The organism is Halodesulfovibrio sp. MK-HDV (genome assembly GCF_009914765.1).
Lineage (GTDB): Bacteria > Desulfobacterota > Desulfovibrionia > Desulfovibrionales > Desulfovibrionaceae > Halodesulfovibrio.
In genome coordinates, this window is the sequence record NZ_WYDS01000003.1 from 99,808 (window position 1) to 124,818 (window position 25,011).

The 25,011-nt window shown below is 44.8% G+C and carries 21 protein-coding genes; 4 read left to right on the forward strand and 17 right to left on the reverse strand.

Annotated elements, in window-relative coordinates:
• The 14 genes from MKHDV_RS03145 to MKHDV_RS03210 all read right to left on the reverse strand — a co-directional run bounded on the left by MKHDV_RS03145 (position 1) and on the right by MKHDV_RS03210 (position 17,660).
• Entirely contained in the window at positions 1-2,028 is a 2,028-nt protein-coding gene (locus tag MKHDV_RS03145) for a tetratricopeptide repeat protein (RefSeq protein WP_216846843.1), read from the reverse strand.
• A complete protein-coding gene (locus tag MKHDV_RS03150) occupies positions 1,937-3,679 on the reverse strand; it encodes a lipopolysaccharide assembly protein LapB (protein ID WP_160712182.1) in 1,743 nt (580 codons plus the stop codon). Before MKHDV_RS03150 ends, MKHDV_RS03145 begins: the two co-directional genes overlap by 92 nt.
• On the reverse strand, positions 3,679-5,928 hold the full coding sequence (locus MKHDV_RS03155) for a glycosyl transferase family protein (RefSeq protein ID WP_160712184.1): 2,250 nt from the start codon (positions 5,926-5,928) through the stop codon (positions 3,679-3,681). Before MKHDV_RS03155 ends, MKHDV_RS03150 begins: the two co-directional genes overlap by 1 nt.
• 92 nt (positions 5,929-6,020) lie before the next feature.
• Positions 6,021-7,190 (reverse strand): non-hydrolyzing UDP-N-acetylglucosamine 2-epimerase, encoded by a 1,170-nt coding sequence (gene wecB / locus MKHDV_RS03160; protein ID WP_254060399.1) that lies wholly within the window; start codon positions 7,188-7,190, stop codon positions 6,021-6,023.
• 348 nt (positions 7,191-7,538) lie between these two features.
• Complete coding sequence (locus MKHDV_RS03165) at positions 7,539-7,916, reverse strand: RidA family protein (protein WP_160712186.1); 378 nt, start codon at positions 7,914-7,916, stop codon at positions 7,539-7,541.
• Between the two features lie 10 nt (positions 7,917-7,926).
• Positions 7,927-9,129: a YgeY family selenium metabolism-linked hydrolase gene (locus MKHDV_RS03170; protein ID WP_160712188.1), complete on the reverse strand. Its 1,203-nt coding sequence runs from the start codon at positions 9,127-9,129 to the stop codon at positions 7,927-7,929.
• A gap of 226 nt (positions 9,130-9,355) precedes the next feature.
• Positions 9,356-10,366: a TRAP transporter substrate-binding protein DctP gene (dctP, locus tag MKHDV_RS03175; protein ID WP_160712190.1), complete on the reverse strand. Its 1,011-nt coding sequence runs from the start codon at positions 10,364-10,366 to the stop codon at positions 9,356-9,358.
• A gap of 48 nt (positions 10,367-10,414) precedes the next feature.
• Complete coding sequence (locus MKHDV_RS03180; RefSeq protein ID WP_160712192.1) at positions 10,415-11,689, reverse strand: TRAP transporter large permease; 1,275 nt, start codon at positions 11,687-11,689, stop codon at positions 10,415-10,417.
• A 1-nt stretch (position 11,690) separates the two neighbouring features.
• Positions 11,691-12,209: a TRAP transporter small permease gene (locus MKHDV_RS03185; RefSeq protein WP_160712194.1), complete on the reverse strand. Its 519-nt coding sequence runs from the start codon at positions 12,207-12,209 to the stop codon at positions 11,691-11,693.
• 94 nt (positions 12,210-12,303) lie between these two features.
• On the reverse strand, positions 12,304-13,074 hold the full coding sequence (locus MKHDV_RS03190) for an aspartate/glutamate racemase family protein (protein WP_160712196.1): 771 nt from the start codon (positions 13,072-13,074) through the stop codon (positions 12,304-12,306).
• 54 nt (positions 13,075-13,128) lie between these two features.
• Entirely contained in the window at positions 13,129-13,299 is a 171-nt protein-coding gene (locus tag MKHDV_RS03195) for a hypothetical protein (RefSeq protein WP_160712198.1), read from the reverse strand.
• Positions 13,300-13,313: 14 nt separating this feature from the next.
• Complete coding sequence (locus MKHDV_RS03200; protein ID WP_160712200.1) at positions 13,314-14,477, reverse strand: Xaa-Pro peptidase family protein; 1,164 nt, start codon at positions 14,475-14,477, stop codon at positions 13,314-13,316.
• Between the two features lie 33 nt (positions 14,478-14,510).
• Positions 14,511-15,722, reverse strand: a complete 1,212-nt coding sequence (gene dpaL, locus MKHDV_RS03205; RefSeq protein ID WP_160712202.1) for a diaminopropionate ammonia-lyase — start codon at positions 15,720-15,722, stop codon at positions 14,511-14,513.
• Positions 15,723-15,920: 198 nt separating this feature from the next.
• Positions 15,921-17,660 carry a sigma-54-dependent Fis family transcriptional regulator gene (locus MKHDV_RS03210; RefSeq protein ID WP_160712204.1) on the reverse strand — a complete coding sequence of 580 codons (1,740 nt, stop codon included), beginning with the start codon at positions 17,658-17,660 and terminating at the stop codon, positions 15,921-15,923.
• A 252-nt stretch (positions 17,661-17,912) separates the two neighbouring features.
• Here MKHDV_RS03210 and pepT point away from each other — a divergent pair, with 252 nt between their 5' ends.
• The 4 genes from pepT (at position 17,913) to MKHDV_RS03230 (ending at position 22,817) form a co-directional block, all read left to right on the forward strand.
• Entirely contained in the window at positions 17,913-19,163 is a 1,251-nt protein-coding gene (gene pepT, locus MKHDV_RS03215; RefSeq protein ID WP_160712206.1) for a peptidase T, read from the forward strand.
• A gap of 384 nt (positions 19,164-19,547) precedes the next feature.
• Entirely contained in the window at positions 19,548-20,861 is a 1,314-nt protein-coding gene (locus MKHDV_RS03220; RefSeq protein ID WP_216846844.1) for an NCS2 family permease, read from the forward strand.
• A gap of 167 nt (positions 20,862-21,028) precedes the next feature.
• Positions 21,029-21,997, forward strand: a complete 969-nt coding sequence (locus MKHDV_RS03225) for a hypothetical protein (protein WP_160712210.1) — start codon at positions 21,029-21,031, stop codon at positions 21,995-21,997.
• A gap of 217 nt (positions 21,998-22,214) precedes the next feature.
• Positions 22,215-22,817 carry a methyltransferase domain-containing protein gene (locus tag MKHDV_RS03230; RefSeq protein ID WP_160712212.1) on the forward strand — a complete coding sequence of 201 codons (603 nt, stop codon included), beginning with the start codon at positions 22,215-22,217 and terminating at the stop codon, positions 22,815-22,817.
• Between the two features lie 188 nt (positions 22,818-23,005).
• Here the strand turns inward: MKHDV_RS03230 and MKHDV_RS03235 are convergent, their stop codons facing one another.
• The 3 genes from MKHDV_RS03235 to MKHDV_RS03245 all read right to left on the reverse strand — a co-directional run bounded on the left by MKHDV_RS03235 (position 23,006) and on the right by MKHDV_RS03245 (position 24,794).
• Positions 23,006-23,668, reverse strand: a complete 663-nt coding sequence (locus tag MKHDV_RS03235) for a hypothetical protein (protein WP_160712214.1) — start codon at positions 23,666-23,668, stop codon at positions 23,006-23,008.
• A gap of 35 nt (positions 23,669-23,703) precedes the next feature.
• Positions 23,704-23,856 (reverse strand): hypothetical protein, encoded by a 153-nt coding sequence (locus MKHDV_RS03240; protein WP_160712216.1) that lies wholly within the window; start codon positions 23,854-23,856, stop codon positions 23,704-23,706.
• A 446-nt stretch (positions 23,857-24,302) separates the two neighbouring features.
• A complete protein-coding gene (locus MKHDV_RS03245) occupies positions 24,303-24,794 on the reverse strand; it encodes a hypothetical protein (RefSeq protein ID WP_160712218.1) in 492 nt (163 codons plus the stop codon).
• Positions 24,795-25,011: the final 217 nt, after the last annotated feature.

Below are 25,011 nucleotides of genomic sequence, written 5' to 3' on the forward strand. Positions count from 1 at the left end.
CTAGAAGTTAAGTCTTAGGGTAACGCCTAATCCATTGTAGTCGTCGCTATTTTCTTTTGTGTATTTGCCATACAGATACCGGATCAAGACTTCCCAATCGCGTTTGTAGGCGAGATACTGATCTTCTCCCTCAAGCCAGCGGAAAGAAATTGCCGGTCCGCCTTCTATTCTACTAAAATTATTTCTGTCTGGAGAAACTTCATTATATGTAGCAAAGAGGTGAGGGGTAATAAGCCACGCATCATCTATGTTCCATGTCCATCCCTGACGTCCATGAATTAAGAACACAGTACGTTTTTCATCTTGAATATACTCATCCAGCTCAGCGTAGAGGAAGCTGTAGTTCCAACTGGATTCTGCGGCTTGCATTGCCCAGCCGTCATCCACGGAACCCATAAGCCGCAAGAGAGTATTGTCTTCAGCGTCTTCCCCTATTTTAAATAGGCGTTCTACACCAAGGGCAATGTTTGCTTCGGAAAAAGGTTTGTATCGAACTCCGGCGGCACCCTGAGTTGATTCAGCAGAAAAGTCGAAGACACCGTTTTCTAGCCGGTTCGCACTGACTCGACCAATGAGTGAAAAGATTTTTCCGTTTCTGAAGCCGAATTTTTTTGGAATATATCCAACTTCAACACCGGCAGTATTATCAAGAACGCCAACCTGAATGCCCTGTGCATCGGAAACGAAATTATCGTCATCCGGTGAATACGCATAGAATGCTGTAACATCCCAGCGATTCGTTATGTGTCGGACTTCTTCTTTAAAATCGTAGATTTTTTTCCTGAGTGATTTTTTCGTTTCTTCAGGATAGTACGGGGCATTATCAATGGACTTTTTAAACCAAGCCACGGATGCGTCATTGTCGTACAGTTGCTTGGTTATGTACGCGAGATTTTCTACAAGATTTATGTAATCAGGATCTTTTTTCTGAAGATCTACAAAAATTACTTCAGCCTTTTCAAGCTCTTCATTTTTATAATACGCGTACCCGAGCGATATTCTATATGCGTTGGCAGGTTCCAGTTCTACAGCCGTTTGAAAGGATTTGATGGCTCCTTCAAGGTCTTCAGAACTTTCTTGAACTTGTCCTAGAAGGTAGTATCCTTCGGCATTTGGTTTTTCTGCAATGCCTTTACTGAACGCTGCTTGAGCCTTTTCAAATTGTTGTGACTCTTTATACGTACGACCCAATTCTTCGTAGTACAGTACACGGATTTCCGGCGTATCCAATTGTTCCGGGTTTACCGTCAGCAAGGTAGATTCAGCAGCTTCCAGATTTCCCGCTAGGCGCTGTGCCTGACCAAGCTTGTATGCCCCTAGCGAAGTAGGCGTAATACATAATGCAATTTTATAATTAGCAATAGATTCGGTATAGCTTCCCTCGCTGGTGTAAAGATACCCTAGCTGGTCGTAGATTTTAGCAGAGCCTTGGAGCACAGACGCAGGTGCACATTTTTTAGCTTCTTTCAGATAATACAGAGCCAGACCGGGTTTGTTGAGTTTTTGAAAACAGAAACTCAGTGCTGAATCAGCCTCGTATTTGATGCCAAGGTTTCTTGCGCGTCTAAGTTCCTTAATAGCTTCTTGGTATTTTTCCGCCTTATATAGAGCCAGCCCCATGTCCATCCGAAGGCGTGGAGTTTCTCCACCCGCAGCGATGGCTTGCCGCATGTAGCGTATCCCTACATCGGTTTTATCCATTGCGATATAGAGGTAACCAAGATTGATAAGAAGAGTTTGACGCTGTTTTGGTGAAAGTGTGGAATGGGTAAGTGCTCTAACATAAACCTCTGCTGCTTTGCTTGCATGTCCACGTTTGGAGTATATGGTTCCCATCATGCTTAATGCTTCAAAATTATGCGCATCAGATGATACGCGAAGGTATCTACTGAGAGTCTTTAATGTTTTGTCATATTTTTGGGCTGAATAGAAAGATTCACCAGCGCGAAGGAGCAGGGATGGCTTTTTTTTTCTCAGCAGCTTCATATGCTTTAAGGTAGAGTTCGCCTGCGGTTTCAGGCTTGCCATGTCGAGTTTCTAGAGTCGCTAAGCGTTCAAAAACAACCATAGCATTGTCACCATGTAACTGGTCAGAATTCAAAATAGTTTTGTAGATTTTGATAGCCTGTTCATGCTGTCCGTTTTTTTCATAAGCGTAAGCCAGCAACATGGAAGTAGCGAAATCGTGATTCGCTGAATCAAGTTTTTGGAATGTTGCAATGGCGTCCTTGTATTCCCCCGCGTAAAGCTGAGTTCGTCCTAAGGCCAGCAGTGTTTGGTCGTTATCGGGGTGTCTCGCCAACGCTGCGAGGAATGCATCCTTTGCTTCAGAATATTGCTTTGAACCATAATATAGGAAGCCGAGGTTTTGCAGTGCGCTTACCTGATTTTCTGATGAGAGGAATCCGGAATCGAGAGCCTTAGATAATTCAGCAATTGCTTTGGAGCTATTTCCCTCTCTCATATAGGCAGTGCCAAGTTCCATATGGGCGCGAGCCTGATCCGCACCTAACTCCAATGTTGAAATAAGTAATTTGTATGTTTCAATAGCTTTCGTCCAATCGCCTTTAAGCCCCTGAGCCGTGGCTAATGCCTCCATAGTTTCAGCAGTTGGTACGATGGCTAAGGACTGCTCAAAAGCTTCGATGGCCATATCTATATTGCCAAGCCTTACAGCTACGAACCCTTTTTTCGTGAATAGCTCAGCTTTTTCATCCATTGTTGCGGCTGTTTTGGTCAGCTTATCAAAGAGTTCGATGGATTCATTGCCTCTTCCCAGCTCTTCAAGAATAAATGCTTTAAGCAGTAACTGAGTTGATTCCTGTCTATTCTTTAGGGAAAGGTTAATCCATTCCAGAGCCTTGTCGTATTGCTTTGTTTCGTAAGAAAGTTCCGCCAGTCGATAGGTAATGGACGTTACTGTTGGCGCTATGTTGTGAGCTTTAAGTAATATCTCTTGAGCTTCATCAAACTTACGAACCTTCATATAAATATCTGCGATATCGCTTAAGGCGATTAAACGATCTTTCTGTGAGAGGGCGTCTGAATCTGTAAAGGCGAGCGCTTCTTTATAGGCTTTCAGCGCTTCATTGAGACGATTAGCTCCTTTGTAGGCTAACCCAAGAATGTATGCGTGCTTTGCGGGGGAAAGAGTAGAGCCCTCGGTATCAAGGATATTTAGTAGCAGGGCATATTCTTTCTGCTTTATAAGCAAGTGAACTGCACTGACAAAGGCATTCTCTTGTGCGAGTTTTGTAAGAATTTTTTTTTGTATCGTATCTAACAACAGATCTAATGCTTCAGCGTTACGCCCAAGTTTCTGTAGCGAACTTGTTGCAAGCATCAAGGCGCTGGCATTATCAGGATGACTTTTAAGAACCTCTAAAGCTTGAGCTTTGGCCTGAGTATAGTCTCTCTGGTCATATAATACCTGACAATAATCTAAACGTACGTTTGTGTCGGTGGGATCAATTTCAAGAACTTTGGCAAACTCTACAGCTGCTTCACTCAGTTTCCCCTCTTTGAGATGCTCGTATGCTTTGTCTTTGTAAGGGTAGACTTTAAGTTCAATAATCTGTTGCTCAAACCAGTTTCTTTCAGCAACAGCTGACTGCGGGTAGAGTACACCAGTGATGGAAAAGCATAGTGTCAGACTGAATATAGCGATAATTCGGTACATTACTTGGTCTCCCAAGCACTTAGGAAATGCTCAAGATTCTCCGGTGTAATTACCCCTTGCTCGATAAGTACTTCGCCCAATAATGGGCAGTTTCGTGCTTGTTCAACAAGGGCAATATTCAATTGTTTTGGAGTGATATGTTTTTGGGCTAACAGGAACTCTCCTGTTCTCTTAATTTCTTTTTGCTCTAAAAATTCTTTGTTTGCTTTTGCAAATGTCTCTTCAGTGAGAACACCCTGCCGGATTAAGATTTCGCCCAGAGGGAGGTAACGGCGTCTTTGAGTCCGAAGGGCTTCGGAAAGATCTTCGGAGGAAATCTCGCTTTTTTCTACAAGTGCTTTACCCAGAAAATTCGATTCTTTTAAGGTAAAACGGCGTTCGTAGCCTCTACGGATAGCGAAGGCGATGTCGCTTTTTGCTGCAATGCGTAATGCAATGTAGCGTCCGACACTCTTTTCAATATCGCGCAACGACTTTTCGTCAAGCATCTCGTTTGTAGCCATGATGAGCTGATCATTTTCAATTGCTAATGGGTAGACGTTGTATGTAACGGCAGATTTAAACGGAACCATATCGAGTAATTCAAGTGGCGTACTGTAAGGATCAATATCCTGCGTTTCGACTGTAAACTGAATGCCTAATGCCTGAATAAGTTGGTCTTCCGTTATGTAGCCAAGATCAATAAGCACTTCACCAAGGCGCTTGCTCGATTTGTTTTTTACTTCTAAGGCGGAATCAAGCTGCTCAATGGTTAAGAATCTGCGGTCTAAAAGCAGATCACCCAATTTACGACGGTAGGCACGCAATTCATCTTCTGAAGGATATACATGATCTGTTTTGTCCCATGCAGCTTTTTGCCCTGTGGCACGCAGTTTTGTGTATATGGCGATTGCTTTAGTAGTGGCGATGAAGTTGATGATGTTAGCCCAAAATAAACGTGGGATAGACAACAAGCCTTGGAACCAGTCGTATGTGCGTACAACAAAAAGGACGCGCATGAGAATTCGCCAGACGAGGAAAAAGAGACAGGTCGAAATAAGCGCAGTTGACCATGGAGAATCATCTACCAATGGTGGCAGGTTATATTCTTTTGAAAGGACGTTGTAGATAATCAGTCCTAAAATGAAGACGAACAAAAAGTTACCAGTAAAGTTCGCAAGGTTGGTTACTAATGTTTTGCGATCTCGCCACAGCATGTAGCGATACGCAAGGTTGCCATGCCAGCCCATGGTACTCCATCCTTGAAGTGCTATACCCATAACCCATCGAGTTTTCTGACGGATTGCCGTGTGAAGTGTGTTGGGAAAAAATTCGCGGATGGAGATAAATTCTTTAACTTGTTTTTGCTTCGGGGTGCGAGAAAAGAAGCCTTTGACCATTTTGTTGCGCCAAATCCATTGGCGTACAAATGCCTGCTTGAGGCCGAATTCTTTTAGCTGAAGACCGAATTCATAGTCTTCAGTAAGGGAGTTTGTGTTGAAAGGCTGATGGTTTCTTGCAGCTGCAACAGTTTTAAGTGTCTTGCGGCTGAGTGCTGTTCCCACTCCGGCAGATGGTACGGCTCCTGTAAGGGCTTCGCGTACAATAAGATCACGTGTATGGTTTTCTGCAAATTCATCAAGGTAGTGGTTACCAGTGAAATTTGTCCAGTGACGCGGTACAGGGTGTACCGGAATCTGAATCATATCAAGTTTAGGAATAACGTAATTACACAGCTTCAACATGAGTGGATGGATAATGTCTTCGGAGTCTTCCATGATGAAGATCTCGAATTCTTTATTGTTATCTTTTTCAAAAACTAGAATGCCTTCGTAAAGCCAGTTAAGGCAATCAGCTTTGTTTGTAGGTCCGTCGTTGGGCGTAACAATGCGTTCTACGTTGCCATATTTTTCGCGTATTAAATTTACTTCTCGCTGAGTAGCGGGATCGTTAGGGTACGTGCCTATAAATATAACATAATTTGAGTAATTAATTGTTTTTATGGTGTTTTCGAGCATTTGCCGAATGATAGCAGATTCATCCCAGCAAGGAATCATAATGGCAATTGCTTGTTCAGGCTTAGCCAGCAGTTGTTCTTCTGTCAGGCGCTTATTGTGTCTTGTTATGAATAACTTGCGATAGGTTTCCCGAAAAAAATAGCAGAGGTCTATGAAGAACTCGTCGATGCCACTGATAACAAAGATGAATGCAACACCAAGAAAAACGATCTTGAGTATTAAAAAAAGAATTATGCCCACTTCGTTTAACATATGAGTCCCATAATTGTTTAATTTTCAAGAAACTGGGTGCGTTGCGCCTATGTAATTCTGGATCTAGTGTTGTTCCATTGGAGTTTTCAGAGTTATGGAAAACGAAAAGAGTCTTGTTCGTTAAGATATGGATGCTGTCCACTGCTCCAAGCAGAAATAGCTTGTACAATGCGCTTAGAAGCTAAGCCGTCTCCAAAGGGATTAGTCGGTGAGATCGGCTTGGTTGCCTTTTGCTTATTGTTAAGGATAGCGAATGCTTCTTTGACTATTTTATCAGTATCTGTGCCTACAAGTTTGGACAGTTTGGCATCGAGCGCTTCTGTGCGCTCTGTTGTCTTGCGCATAACCAATACGGGTACTCCAAAAGTAGGTGCCTCTTCCTGCACACCTCCGGAATCACTCAAAATTAACGATGCATGTTTCATGGTTGAGATAAAATCGAAGTAGTCTTGTGGTTCAATGATGTGCACGCGTTGATGTTCTTTGATATTATCGAATGCGATTTCACGCACTTTCGGGTTTTTGTGTATCGGAAACACAATTTCAATATCATCGTAAGCGCGGACTATTTTATTGATGGAAGCACAGATGTTTTTTAGTGGCTCACCCCATGATTCGCGACGGTGCGCCGTAACCAGAACAAGACGATTTTCGGATTGGATAACCTTTGCGACAGCAGTAGGAAGTTTTGTGACCTTGCTGGAAATGCTGTTCAGTGCATCAACAACAGTGTTGCCGGTGACAACAATACTTGATGGCGTGGCGCCTTCAGCCAAAAGGTTTTTCTGTGCTGAGAGTGTCGGAGTAAAATTAAGCGTTGAGAATGTGCTGATAAGCTTACGATTCGCTTCTTCAGGATATGGATTCATGATGTTGCCGCTACGTAATCCGGCTTCAATGTGCCCAACAGGAATCTGTCGGTGAAAAGCAGCCAGCGCTCCTGTAAAGGCTGTGGTGGTATCTCCTTGCACTAAAAGGAGATCTGGCGAAGTAGCTTCTAAAATCGAATCCATACCCATCAATGCTTTTGATGAAAGTTCGTTAAGATTTTTAGTAACGTTCATAAGCTCCAGATCAACGTCTGGTGTCAGGTCGAAGAAAGAAAAAACTTGATCGAGTTGGGAGTGGTGTTGCCCTGTAGAAATGAGGGAAATTTCCATGTCAGTTCTGGCAGCAATACTTCGCAGAACCGGTGCCATTTTTATGGCCTCGGGTCGGGTGCCGATGACAGCAGATATTCGTAATTTTTTATCGGGCATCATACCTATCACATTTTTTATAAAACCGGGTGCAGCAATATCACTCGCGATATTGTAACATACAATTATCGCTATGTTTTTCTATTATAGATGCCATAACAGCTTGTTGGTTTTACCTCTTTTGAAGAAGGTTCCGGATATGATTTGCCCTTGGGGCTATGGTGATGAGTTTATAATGATATACGTGTTGGGGAGAGCTAAGGGAAAGATTTTTTTAATCCACACTTATTCTTGAAAGCTTGATGACGAAGAGCTGTTTGTACTAACTACAACTTGTGTGTGCGGAAGGAACATAAAAAAAGAGCCCTAACATTTGTCAGGACTCTTTTTTTGGGACTTTGGGGAAGTTAGCTATAAAGCAACAACAGCTTCAATTTCAATGCGAACATTGAGTGGAAGCTTGGCTACCTGATAGGCGCTACGGCTAGGGTATGGCTTGTTGAAGTATTCAGCGTAGACGGTGTTTGCGTCTGCAAAATCTTCAAGATTTGCCATGAGAACAGTGGTTTTAACAATCTGATCCATGGTTGCGCCTGCGGCTTCGACAACAGCTTTGAGGTTTTCAAGAGATTGGCGAGCGCATTCCTGAATAGAGCCTTCGCATATCTTTCCGGTTTCCGGATCAATTGGAAGCTGGCCGGAAACATACAAGGTGTCGCCGTGTTTGATTGCCTGAGAATATGGGCCTACTGGAGCTGGAGATTTTTCAGTGTAAATTTCTGTTTTCATCATATGATCCTTACAAAGTATTTTTAGTGTAGGTTGTGGCAATAGCAGCATACATCATGGCTGCATGAAGCACCTGTTCTTTGCTGACGTATTCATCAGCTACATGGCAGGCATCAAGTGTGCCCGGGCCGTATCCGATGACTGGAATATTGTGTTTGCCCATGATGGCAACACCGTTTGTCGAGAACGGCCATGTGGTAAGCGTTGCTTTTTTGCCGAATAATTCTTCATATGCCTGAACGGATGCTGTTGTGACGTCGTGGTCTTTTTCCAGCTTCCATGCAGGGAAAATGCATTCTTTGTTGCACGTCTTTCCTGTGTAGGAAGGGTCTGTGAACGTATAGAGTTCGATGCGTGCGCCAGCAGCCTTAACAGCAGGAAGATCTGTAATTTGTCCAAGTGCGTATTCAGGGGATTCTCCCCATGTAAGGCGTCTGTCTATGGAAATTTCGCAGTAATCGGCAACGGAACAACGGGAAGCGGTCTTTGAAGTAACTTCGGAAACTACAAGGCAGCCTTTTCCAAGCTCTGGATCCTCAACTTCAAAATTATGGCTGAGTTCTTCCAGCTCTTTAATGATAGAAGCCATCTTGTAGATTGCGTTGTCACCAAGATGCGGGGTAGAGGCGTGGGCGCTTTTACCCGAAACAAAAATTTTGAGTTCGAGACGTCCCTTCTGTGCCAGAGAGATTTCGTCGTTGCTTGGCTCTGCAAGAATAACGAAATCCGGCTGAAGGTTGCGTTCTTCGATCATGTATTCCCATGCGAGTCCTTCGCATGGTTCTTCCTGCACGCTTGCGCACGCCATGTATGTAAGATCATCTGTGAGTTCGAGATCTTTGATGACTTTGCCTGCATAGACCATGGCAGCAATGGCGGACTTCATATCAGCTGCGCCTCGTCCGAAGATGCGTTCTGCATCCTGATCGCCGGATAGTGGAGCGCGTGACCACTGGCTTTCGTCGCCGTTGCCGACAACATCCATATGTCCGTCTACGCATACAAGCTTTTTGCCGTGGCCGATTGTTCCACAAACATTGCCCATTTCATCGAGAAATACGGAATCAAAACCAAGTTCATGCATCTTCGCTTCTACGCATTTCGCAACGCGTTCTTCGTCACCGGAAAGGCTTTCAATTTGAATTAGCGTACTGGCGAAATCGTAAATATCTTGCGCGTAGTGCTTTGTCCGAGCGGTGATTTTTTCAAACATGCTATGTTACCATTTTATTTTACAGCTGGCATGGGCGGAAGTTCCATGCCAGCTGTGTTTTGGGGTATCAATTTGGATTAATGAGGAATCCGTTTCTTGCTATTTCTCTTTTATCTGTGCTTGTTGGGTCTTTTTCTCGTGTTGAGTAAAGCAACTCAGAGTAAAAGGAAATTGTGTAATAGTATGTCGGGGCATGTTTCCATGCCCCGTTTTTTTTGAGGAGTGTCTAGTTAAAAGAAGCGAGTTCTTTTTCTAATTTTTCCAGCATGCTAGCACAGCGGCTGCTAAGTGTTTCTTTGTAGTATGTTCTAACAGGCAGAGCAGCTTTTTTGAATGCAGCAACCTGTTCGTCGGTCAGTTCAACTACTTCTGTATGCTTAGCAAGAAGCTCAGCTGCATCAGCGTTTGCTTTTTTCTGGAGTTCGTAAGCGTACTGATGCATTTCAGCAACGGTCTCAGTAAGGATATTCTGCAGATCTTCAGGCAAAGATTTGAAGAAGCGATCGTTGAAGAACACGCCTTCCAAGTACATGATGTGGTTAGACATAATAAGGTAATTCTGTACTTCGTACCATTTCATATCTCTAAGAGCGCCGAGTGGGTTTTCTACGCCGTCAACCATGTTCAACTGGAGAGCACTGTATACATCGGTGTACGCAACAGGAGTCGGGTTAGCGTTGTATGCTTCGTAGTTTTTGATAATCAGCGGGGTATCCATGGTACGGAAAGGCAAACCTTTAAAGTCGGCTGGAGTTGTGATTTTTTTATCACTAAGCCAGTCGCTTGCGCCCAACGGCCACAGATCCATAAGACGCAGATTTTTTTCTGCGTAAACAGCAGCGAGGTCTTTTTTTACAACTTGGCTCTGAGCTAAGAATTTGTATGTTTTTTCTACGCTGGAAGGCAGTAGGTAATGCAGTGCAAACATCTGGCCTTCAGGAATAATGGTAGCAACGTTACCAGGGCTAACAATAGCCATCTGGGTAGAGCCAGTAAGCAGGTGCTCTACTAAATCAACGCCTACACCAAGCTGGCCAACCTGAAAGATTTCAAACTTGATTCTACCGTTACTTTTTTCTGTAACACGACGTGCAAATTCTTTTGCATACAGGTCTGGTACTGTGTCTGTGTATTCTTCGTGAGTAACTTTAAAAGTATATGTGTCTTGGGCAGATGCAGACAACACACCGGCAAATATGATCAGCAACGCTAAAGAAAGTGAACAGAACTTTTTCATCTTTTTCTCCTAAATAGTTTGTGTATTGATGGGGTAATCGTTGATGGATTACTTCATCAATCCTCCCAGGAATAATGAGATTTCAGGAAATGCTGAAATCAACAAACAGGCAAACAGTAATATGGCAATATATGGCCCTTCGTTTCGAATAACCTCAATGTACGGTTTATCGAAGATGGCACAGCATGTGAAAATACTGGTACCAAAGGGCGGTGTTCCAGAGCCAATGGCAACTTGCAGCGTAATTAAGATCCCCAAATGCACCAAGTCGATACCAGCATTCTGGGCGATAGGAGCAAAGATTGGAGCAAGAATAAGAATAACAACAATGGCTTCTACAAACATACAGCCAATGAAGAAGACAATGTTAACGGTGAGCAGAATAAGGAAGACAGATGCTGAATCCCCAAGCAAACCTTGCGTAAGCATTTGAGGAATACGGTCGTATGAAATAACCCATGAGAAACCCTGACCAACAGCAACCAGAATAAATACGACGGTAGTAAGTACGCCGGTGGAAAGTGCGATCTTGTAAAGGTCTTTGACCTTAACCGATTTGTATATGCACATTTCGATGATTGCCGCATACAAAACACTTACAGCCGCAGCTTCAGTAGGGCTAAAGATGCCGGAGTAAATGCCGCCCATGATGATTATTGGGAAACCAAAAGGTAAAAGGCATCGTTTTGTTGCCAGTAAGCGCTCAGCAGTGCTTGCTTTTGGCAACCGAGGGATATTGTTCTTTTTTGCGTAGAACACGTTGTATGCAGAGAACAGAAGAATGATAACAACAGCTGGACCGATACCGGCGATGAAAAGATCGCCAATGGAAGCTCCACTTGCTACGCCGTATACAATCATCCCTAGGCTTGGCGGAATAAGATAGGCCAAGTTACTTGAGTTGATGATAAGCGCCATAGCCTCACTATCACTATAGCCTCTAGCGAGAAGCTTTTTCCTTACCGGTGTGCCGACAGCTACGACAGTAGCCTGTGTGGAACCGGAAACCGCCCCAAAAAGTGCACAGGTAATTGATGTTGTAGAAGCAAGACCACCATTTAAGTGGCCAACAAGGCTTTCAACAAAATCAAGCAGACGTTCCGAGGTTTGGCCCATGCTCATAATATCTGCGGCAAGGATGAACATTGGAATAGCCATCAATACAGGAGCCTGAACGCCCAGAATCATTTGCTGTACGGTAATAAATGGCTGAACCATTGGTGCGTACATGGTCACATAGGTAAGCGTGGCAAGCAGCATTGTCATCATCATAGGGAAGCCCATGATGAGCAAAAGAATCATTACGCCGAAAAGAACTAGCATTCTATTCGCCCCCCGCAGTTTTTTCCGTACCAATATAAAGCTCAGGCTCTTTAATATTGATAATAATATTCATAAAATATTGAATAGCGCCCAGCCCGAAACCAACGGGAACAACTACGGCACGAATCCAATCCGGCATTTCCAACGCAGAGGTCACTTTGCCCAACATTTTAGTGTATTCAATATATTCAAGGGCAATAAAGCATACGTAAACGTATGTAATCATGGTGACAAAAGAGATGAAAATCATAAGTCGTTTTTGCACCTTGGGAGGAAGCGCATCAAAAATAGCTGTCATTCTGATATGGCGGCCTTTACGAGCGGCGTAGCCAATACCAGCAAAGGTGACAAGAATGAGCAGCGTGCCACCAAGTTCGTCGGCCGAGGCCATACTTTTAGCAAATATTTTTCGAGAAACAACATTGCAAATAAGGAGCACGGCCATGAGAAGAATCCCACTGGCCAAAACCCACTCCGTTATAAGAGAAATTAGGTCATCAATTTTCCAAAAAAGCTTCATGCTATCCCTTCTTTACCCATCCCCGGGGGGGAGCTTTCAATATGCAATCTTTCTAAAAGACGTAGACTAGGCAGTATAAAAGACCACACTTCATTTATCCTGCAAGCAGTTGCCCAAACCCCTCAATTCTCGGCTGTTTTCCTACAAGCATCATGGCATGCCAAAACATTGCCTGTGTGCTTGTAACGATAGGAACCCCTAATTCAGCCTCTATTTTTTCAATATGTTCAAGTGCTCGTAAATTCGTACAAGACATAAAAATTGCGTCTGTTGGTGCCTGAGCTAAAATGCGTTTAGCCCCTTCAAGCATGGAATCAAAAGAAACCGTTGTAATGTCAGTGTCTTTTTCTATTCGCAAAGCTCCAATCGTCGGTACATCAAATCCTTCTGCAACAAGCTGCTGATACAGCGGGTAGTTCACCTCTGTAGGGTAGGGTGAAAAAATGGAAACCCGTTTGGCTTTTAAATGTTTAAAAGTGGCTAGTGCTCCCATCCATGGGTTTGTTGCAGGAATTCCCGGATTATCAACGGTAAGCAACTCTCTAATCTTCTCATTGCCGATAACAATGGAGGCAGAGGTGCAGCCGAAGGCCATAACATCCATAGGGAGGCCTGTTGCGATCAAGCTGGCAGACTGAGTTATGCCTCGGGATATTTCTGCAAGCGCTTCTTTCGTCATCGAGCTTGAATAGTAGACTCGATTACTGAAGATCATTGCGGATGAACCGACAAGCATATTCAAATCCGCTTCAATTGAATGATCTGTAGAAAGCTGCACAAGCCCAATGTGTACTTTGTCAGGTCGTGGTGCCTTAGAATGTTTAAGAAAAAGTTCGCTTGCCTCGTAGTCTAATTGGGTGAGCATGCACCACTCCTTATGCCGCTAGCGCACGTCTGGCGTGCTTACTTATTGGAAAATTCAGTTAATCCACAATAACAACTGGTTCTGTTTCAACACTCGCATCAAAGGTAGTACAGCAGCCTGAAATGCGCTACCGGCTGGGAATGGCTCACTACGAACTTCGCTATACATACAGCTGCCAACAAGGCCATCAGCAAGGTTAGTAAGAACAACGATGACTTTTGCCACGTTGTTCACGGCTGTTAAATTACGAGAATGTGTTCGTCAGCTCTACGTGACAACCATTCAGCACCGTCTTCTGTGATCACAATATTCTCTTCGTGCACCATCTCTTTGCCATCTTCATAGGTCATACCCGGTTCAAGGGTGATAACCATACCCGGCTCAAGTGTGGTGTTGTCTGTGGCGGTGTTAGAAGGCCACTCTGTAAGCTGGATACCAAGACCGTGACCAAGACGACCAACACCGTTGCCGAGTGCGCCGCCTGCTTCCATGATGGACCACATTGCGTTGTAGACATCTGTAGTCGTTGCACCTGGACGTGCAGCGTTGAAGCCTGCGGTGGTTGCTTCGTAAACGCAGTCGTAAACACGCTGGGTTTCGTCACTGCAATTGCCGAACGCAAAGTTGCGGTCAAAGTCGGAGAAGTAGCCGTCGAATACTGCACCGGTGTCGATGATCAGTACGTCGCCGTCTTCGATTTCTCGAGATGTAGGTCCCATGATGATGCTTTTGTAGCCGTCAGGTCCTGAGCCGGAGATGAGGTATTTTACAAACTCAGCGCCGCCCTTGAGCATGTTGATGCGCATCTGGGTGCAGATGTCACGTTCTGTCTGACCAACTTTTGCGTGGGACGGAATTGCGTCAAACGCATCGTTGGTGATCTGGCATGCTCTGCGGATTTTTGCGACTTCAGCCGGAGTTTTGATAGAGCGCAGGTAGTGCATGTCTTCTGCAATATCCACGAACTCTTTACCTTTAACGCGACCGCACAGATCAATATAATCTGCTGTCGGCATACGCAGATAGGACTGCAAGCCAAGAGTGGCTCCAATACGACCGAAGCGGGTTGGGAGCGCGTTAATAACTCCGGCAACAAGTGAGATGCCGTCGTCGTCCGGTGCAGGGGATGACCAAGTGTGGATATCTTCAATCCAAGTACCGCGCATACCACTTTCACCGATGCCTGGAATTACAGCGATAGGCTTACCTTCAGCAGGTATTACCAAAAACCACGGGCGGGTCGGGCTTTCCCAGAACTGAGTATAGTATCCTGTGTAATAGCGGATGTTCGGTTCGGTTGTAAGAAAGACTGCATCCAGCTTGCGCTCGCGCATTAATTTCTGCATGCGCGCAGTTCTGGACTCAAATTCTTCATTCACAAAACCAGATTCTTGAATAGTCATATCTAACCTCATTAGGGCAACTGAATGCAGGGGCTACAAGTAATCCCGACCAAACCAAAGAACATCACGGTATAACTCAGGAGAAGTGTCACCTTCTGTGCTGATGCACAGCACTTTAGCGTTCTCATCAAGGCCAACCTGTTCACGAGCTTCACGGCCTTCTTCGTCTTGCATGATCCACTGGAGGAAACCTGCGGTGGCAGCACCGGATTCGCCGGAAGTGACAGGTGAATCGCCTTTAATAGGGGCACCGAGAATACGCATGCCAACGGCTGCAACATCATCAGAACATGTGGCGTAAGCTACTGGGTAGTCGCGGAGCATTTCCCAGCTTGTGAGGTTTGGTTCGCCGCAGGCGAGACCAGCCATAAGGGTAAGAAGGTCGCCTTCAACTGCGTGAGGGTTGCCGTCGTTTTCGCATGCTGAAACGTAGAAGCAGTTTGCTGCATCAGGCTCAACAATGATGAATTTTGGGCAGTCTTTTCCAAATGTGGACATAAAGAAGCCAAGCATTGCGCCGGCAAAGCAACCGACACCAGCTTGAAGCAGGATGTGAGTCGGGCGTTCTACGCCAACGTCCTGCATCTGTTCCAGTGCTTCGAGGGCAAGCGTTGTGTAGCCCTGCATGATCGCGTTAGGGATTTCTGTGTATCCTTCCCACGCGGTATCTTGCACAGTTACCCAACCATTTTTTTGTGCTTCATCCCATGCCATACGTACGCAGTCATCATAGTTTAACTCGGTGATGGTACATTCTGCTCCGTGTGCTTGGATGTTGTCGCGTCGGACAGGTGCAGAACCTTTAGGCATGTAGATGATGGCTTTTTTATTGAACTGCTCAGCAGCCCATGCAAGCCCTCGTCCGTGGTTACCGTCGGTAGTGGAAGCGAATGTAATGTCACCAACAGCGTCAGAGACTTCTTTGGAGCGAAGGTATTCACAACTTACTTCGCTTATGTCCTTGCCCATTTTCTCCGCGAGAATTTTACCAACGGCGTACGAGCCGCCCAGCACTTTAAAAGCGTTTAGTCCAAAACGGTAGGATTCGTCTTTTACTAGCACTTCACCAAGGCCTAAATGGGAAGCAAGTTTGGTAAGTCTTGCAAGCGGTGTAGGAGCATATGCTGGAAAAGTGCGATGAAAAGTACGGACTTTTTCAGCAACTTCTTTACTCATTAAAGAAACATCAGCGCCAGCAGTAGGTGCTTTTGGATTTTCGTTGAATTTAATTCTAACCTTCGACAACTCAGTTCTCCCTTGTGGAAAATTTAATTTGCTACTTATAAAGCAGAGAGTGTGCCAAAAGAGCTTTTACGACATTTAGTCTGTAAAAACATATTGTTGTGTAAATTTGGAGTGATGCGAAAGAGGAAGGGGCTATTCTCAAAATGAGAAAATTTCTTATTTTGAGAATAGCGAAAGTGAGGTGGAAGCTGTGCGTATCTACTGTTCCAATTTTCTGTACAGGGTCGCCAAACTGATTCCGAGGCTTGAGGCAACTTGCCTTTTCCCTTGAGTACTGTCCCCGTAGATATCCAGTGCTCTGTGTATTGCTTGTTTCTCTAGTTCCTTGAGGGGAATAACAGGGCGTGAATCTATGTCGGAGACCATGCGTTCTGCATCCACTGGAGATTGCAGGAAGCCATCGTACAAAGCATGCTCGTTAATTTTACCGTTATCTTCGGTAATGTTTACAAGGTATTCAATGGCATTTTCCAGCTCACGAATATTCCCCGGCCAGCAGTACTTGCGCATTTTATTCATAATGGATGCCGGAAGTGTGATCTTCTTTTTACCGAATAATGAAGAGTACTTTGCTGTGAAGTGGTTGATGAGTAGATTAAGGTCATCAAGGCGATTGCGAAGGGGCGGTGTCTGGATAGGAAATACGTTGAGCCTGTAGAATAGATCAGGTCTGAACATGTTCTGGCGCATCAAGTCCTGAATATTATCGTTTGTCGCTGCAATAATACGGATATCTACAGAGATGGAGCGTGTTGCGCCAAGGCGTGTGATTGTGCGCTCCTGTAGGACGCGCAGAAGTTTAACCTGAAGATAGATCGGCATTGATGAGATTTCATCGAGGAAGAGTACGCCGCCCTCTGCCAGTTCAAATTTACCAATCTGGCCTTGTCTAAGTGCGCCAGTAAACGCGCCGCCAACATAGCCGAAAAGTTCGCTTTCAAGCAACGTGTCTGGAATTGCGCCACAGTTGATGGCAATAAATGGAGCACCTGCTCTGTCGCTTGTTGCATGGACGGCACGGGCGACAAGTTCTTTACCGGTGCCGCTTTCGCCGGTGATTAGAACAGACGAGTTGGTGGTGGCGGTGGCGCGGATTTGTTCTTTCAAGATATGAATGAGTGGTGAGCCGCCAACGATGTGGTTCAGTGAGCAGTTTTCGTCATCAATACCGTGCTGTGTATGAGAAACGGCAGACTGGAGTGTGTCGAAAACAAATACGGAAGAAAAGCTGCTAGTTGCGGATTTTAGGTTGAGCTTTTTTCCTACAACAAACTGCTGGCGGTCTTCTTGTTCTACAAGATATTCGTTTTGGCCGGAGAAGGTAATGCCAGTTGGCGTGATAGAGAAATTCTCAAATTGAGAATCAAGCGTCTTCTGCAAAATTTCTTGGGCACGTTGGTTATTGTACACGACGTCTTCTTGCGCATTGTAGATAAGTGTGCCCTTGTCGTTCATGTTAACGACTTCAGACATTGCATCAAGCAATCCGCTGATGTCTTCTAATTTCTGCTTTTCGCGTACGCGGTCTGCAATACTGTTTGCGAGAAGAAGGAGAAAGTTGATGTAGACATCTCGTTGAGGGATTACGCGTTCGCGTGCATCGGGGGAGAGACAGACGAGTTCAATGGCGCCGTATGTTGTGTTGCCATCGGAAATCGGAGCACAGATGGAGAGCAGCTCTTTACAGCTGACCTTTGTCTGACATCCTTTGCAAATTTCATTTTTTCGCGGATTTTCAATAAAGAGAGGCTTCGAGCCTTTGAGCGTAGCCTTTAACAGGTTGCCAGCTTGTTTAATACTGGCGCCAATACCATGGGCGTAAGCCCCTGTGCCTGCAATACGGACAAGTGTTGTATCTACAACTTCAACATCCAGTCCTGTAACTGTTGAAATTGTATCGGCATAATATTGAATCTGATCCTTTACACTAATAAGCATACAGCCCTCCCAATATGGGAATGGTATTGCATAGAATTCTCAATTTGGGAAATCACAGTGCAAAAGGATGCGTAAGTCTACAAAATAGGTTTGATTCAATAGTGTCGCATGGTTGTTCTTGTCAGTTGTTCCTTGTACGGAACGTTCTTGAACAATGTTGTGATGTGAAAATAATATTTTATAGAGTATTTACTTTATATTGCAGTGGAGTATGATCTCTTAATTCATACTTATTTAATAAAGGCATTTGCTATGCAGACAAATAAAGATTTGTGTTCGTTTCTTACAGAACGTCTTCTTCGCTATTGTGAAGTGGATACCCAAAGTGATGCTGCTTCAACCTCCCGCCCAAGCACAGAATGTCAACTCGTGTTGCTTCGTATGCTTGCGGATGAACTGCACGAACTGGGCATTGATGATGCGCGTGTTACCAACTACGGCGCGGTGCTGGCTACCATTCCTTCAAATATAGAAAGTAAAGTTCCTACCATTGCTTTTGTGGCACATGCGGATACTGCTCCCTCTTTTAATGCTACCGGCGTGAAGCCGCTGCTGCATAACAATTGGGATGGAAGTGACATTGTGCTGCCGGATAATCCAGCGCTTGTCATTTCCTCTACCGCTTTCCCGCTGCTTGCAGACAAGCAGGGTGAAGACATTGTTACTGCAAGCGGTACAACATTGCTGGGGGCGGATGATAAAGCTGGCATCGCCGTCATTATGGGACTGGTTCATTGGCTGAAAGAACATCCGGAACTTCCTCACGGCGATATTTGTGTATGTTTTACACCGGATGAAGAGATTGGCGAAGGCGTTAGCGATGAGCTTATAAAAGATCTCGCATGTGACTTTGCCTATACCATTGATGGAGAAGACCCCGGAACGCTGACCTATGAAAGTTTTTCTGCGGACAAAGCCACAGTGACTTTTGAAGGTGTTTCAATCCATACCGGTTCAGCCAAGGATAAACTCGTTAACGCATTGTTCCTTGCAGCAAAGCTTATTAACACCTTGCCTCAGAACAGAATGACGCCAGAAACCACTTCCGGCTACGAAGGCTTTATCTTTGTAGATGAAATTTCAGGCAACGCGGCTGTATGCTCGCTGGATATGAATTTACGTCATTTTGAGTTGGATGGTCTTGAAGAGCAGCGCCAGCTTATTCGCGAGACGTGTGATCTGATCGCAAAAACAGAGCCGCGTGCAAAAATTACATGTGCTTTTAGTGAACAGTATCGAAATATGCGGTACTGGCTTGAAGATGATATGCGTCCTGTAGAAATTGCGCGTGAGGTATTTGAAGAAGTCGGTTTGCAGGTGGTGGAAGAGCCTATTCGCGGTGGGACTGACGGATCGCTACTTACCGAAAAAGGTATCCCAACCCCGAATATTTTTTGTGGAATGCAGAACGTGCATGGCCCATACGAATGGGTAAGTATTCAGGATATGGAAAAGGCAATGCAGGTGTGCGTACTGTTAAGTCAAAAGTGGGCACAGCAATAAGAAAAAAGAACAATAAATAAATATGAGCTGGCTCGTGCCGTGCAATTAGGCGATGCTCTATAGATATAGGGTGGTTGCTTGACGTGGTTAGATAGTAACTGTGAGTAAATGAGGTAACTTTTTTATCTGTGCAGTTTTTGAAACACGTTGAGACACAAGGCGTGAAACACATTGAGACAAGGTTGGCTCTTTTCTTGCGCTCTTATACGTTTTGGTGCATGGAGTCCGAGCCGACCCACTTCCAATGGTCGGCTTTGCTGTTGTTAACGAGTAGGATCGCATTTCAGGGAGCACCTTCTGACAAGGTGCGGCATTCCGTGCGGGGACTGTACGGATTGTTGAGGAAAGGAAATGCGGTGGTTGCTACGTAAGGAGGATCTTGTTGTGAGCAAGGGATTTCTTGAGCGTCAGTTCAAGCTGTCCGAGCACGGCACTACTGTAAGTACAGAAGTGACTGCGGGCCTGACTACATTTATGACTATGGCGTACATTCTGGCTGTTAACCCGGCTATTCTGGGAGCTGCTGGAATGGACCCTGCTGCGGTGTTTACTGCATCTGCAGTGGCCGCAGCTGTTGGTACATTGATTATGGCGCTTTTTGCAAACCTGCCATTCGCGTTAGCGCCGGGCATGGGATTAAACGCATTTTTCGCCTACACCGTAGTTCTTACCATGGGCTACACTTGGCAGACTGCTCTTACAGCAGTATTCCTTGAAGGTGTTATCTTTATTATCCTCACTGGTACCAACATCCGTGAAGCAATTATTAACAGTATTCCTGTAAACTTAAAGCGCGCTATTTCTGCCGGTATCGGCTTCTTTATTGCGCTTATCGGTTTCAAGAGTGCCGGTATTGTTGTTCCTTACGAGCCAACCCTTGTTACTGTTGGTAACATTGCCTCTGCAGGCCCTATGGTCTGTATTATCGGTCTTATCGTTATCGGCGTGCTTTTCTCTAAAAAAGTTAAAGGCGCACTGCTCATCGGTATGCTCGTAGCAACTGCTATTGGTATTCCACTTGGCGTAACAGATCTGAGTGCTTTTAATACTGACCACTTGTTCAGTGTTCCAAGTTTGGCTCCGCTCTTTATGCAACTGGACTTCTCCAATGTGTTCTCTTTGGACATGGCCATTATTCTGTTCACCTTCCTGTTTGTAGACATGTTTGACACAGTAGGTACCCTCATCGGTGTTACTGCTAAAGCAAACATGCTCGACGAACGCGGTCGTGTTCCTAACGCAAAACAGGCTCTGTTCGCAGATGCTATCGCAACAACCGCAGGTGCTTGTCTTGGTACCTCAACTGTTACTACTTTCGTAGAAAGTGCAGCAGGCGTTGCTGAAGGTGGCCGTACAGGTCTTACCGCGCTTACTACTGCGGCAATGTTTGCTCTGGCTCTTCTCGTTGCTCCTATCTTCCTCGTAATTCCTGCTCAGGCAACTGCGCCTGCTCTTATTACTGTTGGTATGTTCATGATGAGCCCGATTCGCGAAATCGATCTTGACGATTACACCGAAGCAATTCCTGCTTTTCTCTGTATCGTTATGATGCCATACACTTTCAGTATTGCTGAAGGTATCATCTTTGGTCTTACTTCTTACGTAGTACTGAAGTTCTTCACAGGCCGTCGTGCTGAGATTCCTAATCTTGCATACATCCTTGTTGGTCTGTTTGTTTTGAAATTTATGATGCATTAATTCTGCATACAAATTTTTCAGTCGATAGATAATCAAAAGCCCCTTGCGTGTTAGCGCAAGGGGCTTTTTTGTTTCTTATTACAAAGAGACACATAGGCTTATCATAGGTTTTATCTGCTGTTATTGGGATAGTGGTAGTAGGTTTTTTTTATGAAAAGGAGTTTGCTATGGCCCGTGAACTGAGCAGTAAATTTATGAATGATTTGCACGAAAAAGGCCCTCTATATCCGTTTCTTGAATTTGTTCGGAAAGACACCTCTCTGGATATGCAAATTCGTCCGGATGAGGTGCATATTTACTATAGAGGCATTGCGCTACTGATTGTTCGTTTGAGAACAGGTAAGTACGATATGCTGTTTAATCAGAATTATTTGACTAAGAGTTACCACGTAGAGCTGCCGAGTGTTGATAACACACTGATGGATGATCCAGAGCGCTGGGTAGGCATCTTCGCAGAGTTGAAGACGTGCATTGACGTGTACTTATCTTGCAACGAAAAGACTGTGTACACTTGCGAAGAGCAAGTTGTTGTGAAGGATTTTTTGCAGACAGCGATGCGGGAGAATACATATTCGGCGGTTGCACCGCGGACTGATTACCATATTACAGACATTGACTGTCAGAGCTCGTTTGACTCTGGTCTTGTCATGCGCTTTGACATGCTGGGCGTATACTTGCCGACAGCGCTAGGGGCAGTAATTGATCCTGATCCAGCTCTTGCAATTTTTGCAATGCGCTTTGGTTCAATGAACCTTTCCGGTCCATATGGTCTGGTTCCGTTTCTGGAAAAGCTGTTTAAGCTCGTGGAAGGCACTCACGCGTTGGAAAAATTAGCAGCAGAAGTGGAGAATGTTTTTTATCAGCGTAAAGAGCTGATGCTTCCGGGTAGTCAGGTCGGGGAAAAGAACGGCTTGCGCAGTATTATCAATAAAAAACCACATTTGGTTATCAATCTGGCGAATCAAGAACCGGAAGGCTCTCATTTGGCAGAATTGATTAGCTCAAAGCATTTGCATAGCATTATACGCATGTTGCGTGACTCTGTTGATGTAAAATTTGTTCACTCTCGCTTCATGGGATACGGAATATATCGTAGGTGCTTGTATTCTATAGAAGAGGTTGCTGAAATCTTGTAATGCCGGACTCTATTATAATAGTAATACTGTTATAAGTGCCCCTACAATATTGTAGGGGCACTTTTGTTAGTGAGTACTTATCTAAGGTTTTTTGTAGAGAAACATGGACATATTTGTTTTCAACAAGGTATTATAAGCACTAATTGTCATGGAAGAGGGCACCACGCCTATATTGTGTGGTGATGCATTAACGCATAGAAACTGGAGTGCGGTGAGCATGCTAAAACCCAGTGCGGAAGTTACGCAGAAAATTACTTCTGTTGTAAAAAGAAAATATAAAAATGTTGCCGAATCTCTTACACATCAGTTCCAATATCCGACAGGAAAAGAAGGATTACAGGGCTTACAGTATCCTGCAGAACTGATTGAATTGCTACCTGACGATGTTGCCAAGTGGTATTGCGGAGTGGGAAATTCGTTATCATTGAGTGACATCCTCCCCGGAGAACATGTTCTTGATCTGGGGTGTGGAGCCGGAGTTGATACGATTTTAGCTGCAAAGCTTGTTGAACCTTCCGGAACATCTGTCGGCGTGGATATCTCAGAAGAGATGATCCAGCGTGCGCAGAGCAATAAAGAACTTTCAAAAACAGCCAACGTTTCTTTTCAAGTATTGGAAGACACAGCGTTGCCGTTTGATGATGCACAGTTTGATGTTGTTACAACGAATGCTATGTTGAATCTTGTAGTGGATAAAGCAGGCGTTCTTAAAGAGGCGTACCGGGTTCTTAAAAAGGGCGGTAGGCTTCATGTTTCTGATCAGATTTTAGTTGGCGCAGCAATGTGCAGCGAGCAGGCGGTAGACTGCTGGTTTAAATGACAAGGCGGCGCCATACCGGAAACGGAGTTTCTGGCACTGCTTGAAGAGGTGGGGTTTAAACAGGTCTCAAAGATTGCAGAAACGGGCTTTAACAGCTCGGATGTAACAAATGGGATGTTGTTTTTTGCTGTAAAATAATATGACCACAACGTAGTCTAAAAAGGATGAGCACATTGCTCATCCTTTTTTTATTCGAATCGTACAATTATGCCGCCACTGTAAAATGGAATAGGTTGAGTCCCCCCTTTTGGTGGAAGCACAGTAAGTAAGTCCTCTGCAAAGGTGATTGTCCCGGCAAATCTATCTCCAAGAGGGAGGGATCCGATTAGCGTAAGCGTTGGCGTGGCAGAAGGTATTACCTCCAGCCCGAATGAGATGGAATCCGTATCTGTATAGATAAAGAATAGAAGCGTGTGAAATACGCCGGAGCCACCCTGTGTACTTTGCGTGTGCACAATGTGAATGCCAGTCGTTGTTATTCCCACAAGGGAGTAGCCAAACTCCTTGTCCTGTTCCTGATAGTAGACGTACGGCATCGTTTTGGTAGTGCGCACTCGTACTTCACTGAAAAATTGATTGCTGATGTTGGCGTTATGTATGTTTATAGAAATTATCTGTGGTCCGCTGTCAGCAAGCGGCCCCTGCATCTCTTCCACAATTTTGGGGTTGATGAATTCTTCTCTGTGGAAGGTGTAAAGCGCTGTCTCCCAAGTCGGGGAAACCGGCCATTCATGTATCAACTCTTTTATGACAGGAGGCGGAAGCGCTACCTGTGTTTCTGCATATGCACTGGAAAAAACAGCGCATGAAAGAAGAGCTATGCTTAAAATTACTTGTATTGTGCGAATCATAAAACACTCCTGAATCAAGAGGCTGTGTGCCTGTGTTACTCAATAACGATAACCTGTTTTCCGGTTATGTGTCCCCCCAGTTGCAAGTGCATTGCCTGCGTAACGGCTGTGTCTGTAAAAGGAATCTTTGTGATTGGCAGTGGATGTATTGAACCTTCCAGAATGGCGGCAAGCATGTTTTTTTCCATGGTAACCAGCCTGCACTGGGTATCGTAATTTTTCTGCGTAATATCATTCGAAAAGTAGTTTGAATCTCTGTCAGTATGCGCTTTGGGAATATATTAGACCAGTATTCATGTGCACAGATAAAGACGCAGGCAGGGAGATTTGTAAAACAGAAAACCCCTGACCGGGAAAGTCAGGGGCACTGAAATTGTGTATGTGGCAATAGGGAAAGTGGATTATGGTAATCGGCTTGTACAAGCCCTTCACTCTCCCCCCGCTGCGGTGCGATTACCAATACCGTCGCAGGGAGATGCACCTTTGGTGCGCGAGTGAAGAACAAACCGTATTATCGAAAACTCCTGCTCAACTTTGCAGTGAGGTAGCGTAGTAAAGAACCGTTAAGGTTCACAGATGTGCAGCAACAGGCGTGCTGGTTGCATAGCCTGCGCTGTTGCTGCAATCCGTTTTTTTAGTCGAAGAGCTTCGAGAAGAAGCCCTTCGATTTAGGGGTGCTGTCATCTGTTTTCTGAGAATCTTCTGTTGCGGTATCAGTATCAGTGTCAGCGGTTCGGAACGCATCGTTTTTATCAATCCAGCTTTTGGAGGGGATGAAGCCGTACTTTTTCATCATTCCCTCTTCGAACACAACACGCTCTGCATGCAGCTTGGCGCGGAGTTCCTTCATGGCGTTCACGATCTTTTGAATATCATTAACTTCGGCATTCGGATTATTAGTGAGTGCTCGAAGCATAGTTTTTTTTGCCCACAATTCTTCACGAATCGGGCGGGTCTTTTCTGCGTACGCCTTACTACGTTGGTACACTTCTTTTTGCCGAGTAGCAGATAGCTCTACTTCAGTAGCCATTGCTTTTTCGTGCTCAGCAATTTCAGTGGCGTCGGCTATTGTGCCGCTGGCGATTGAGAATACAAGAATGAATGCAATGAAAAGACGAATTGTCATAGTTAAAATCCTCATATGTNAAAAATGCAAAACTGTTATGATAATGAGCAGGAAAAAAAGGTTTTGCATTGAATATTTTTTAGGGCGTAGCGTCACGTTTCCTGAAAACAATTTTGTTGCCATACAATGAGAGGGTGAACTCATTATAGTGACGCTACGCTCTATACGCTTCAGCAGCCAGTCGGGGGAGCTAGCTTGCTTACAGTTCTCTATTAGC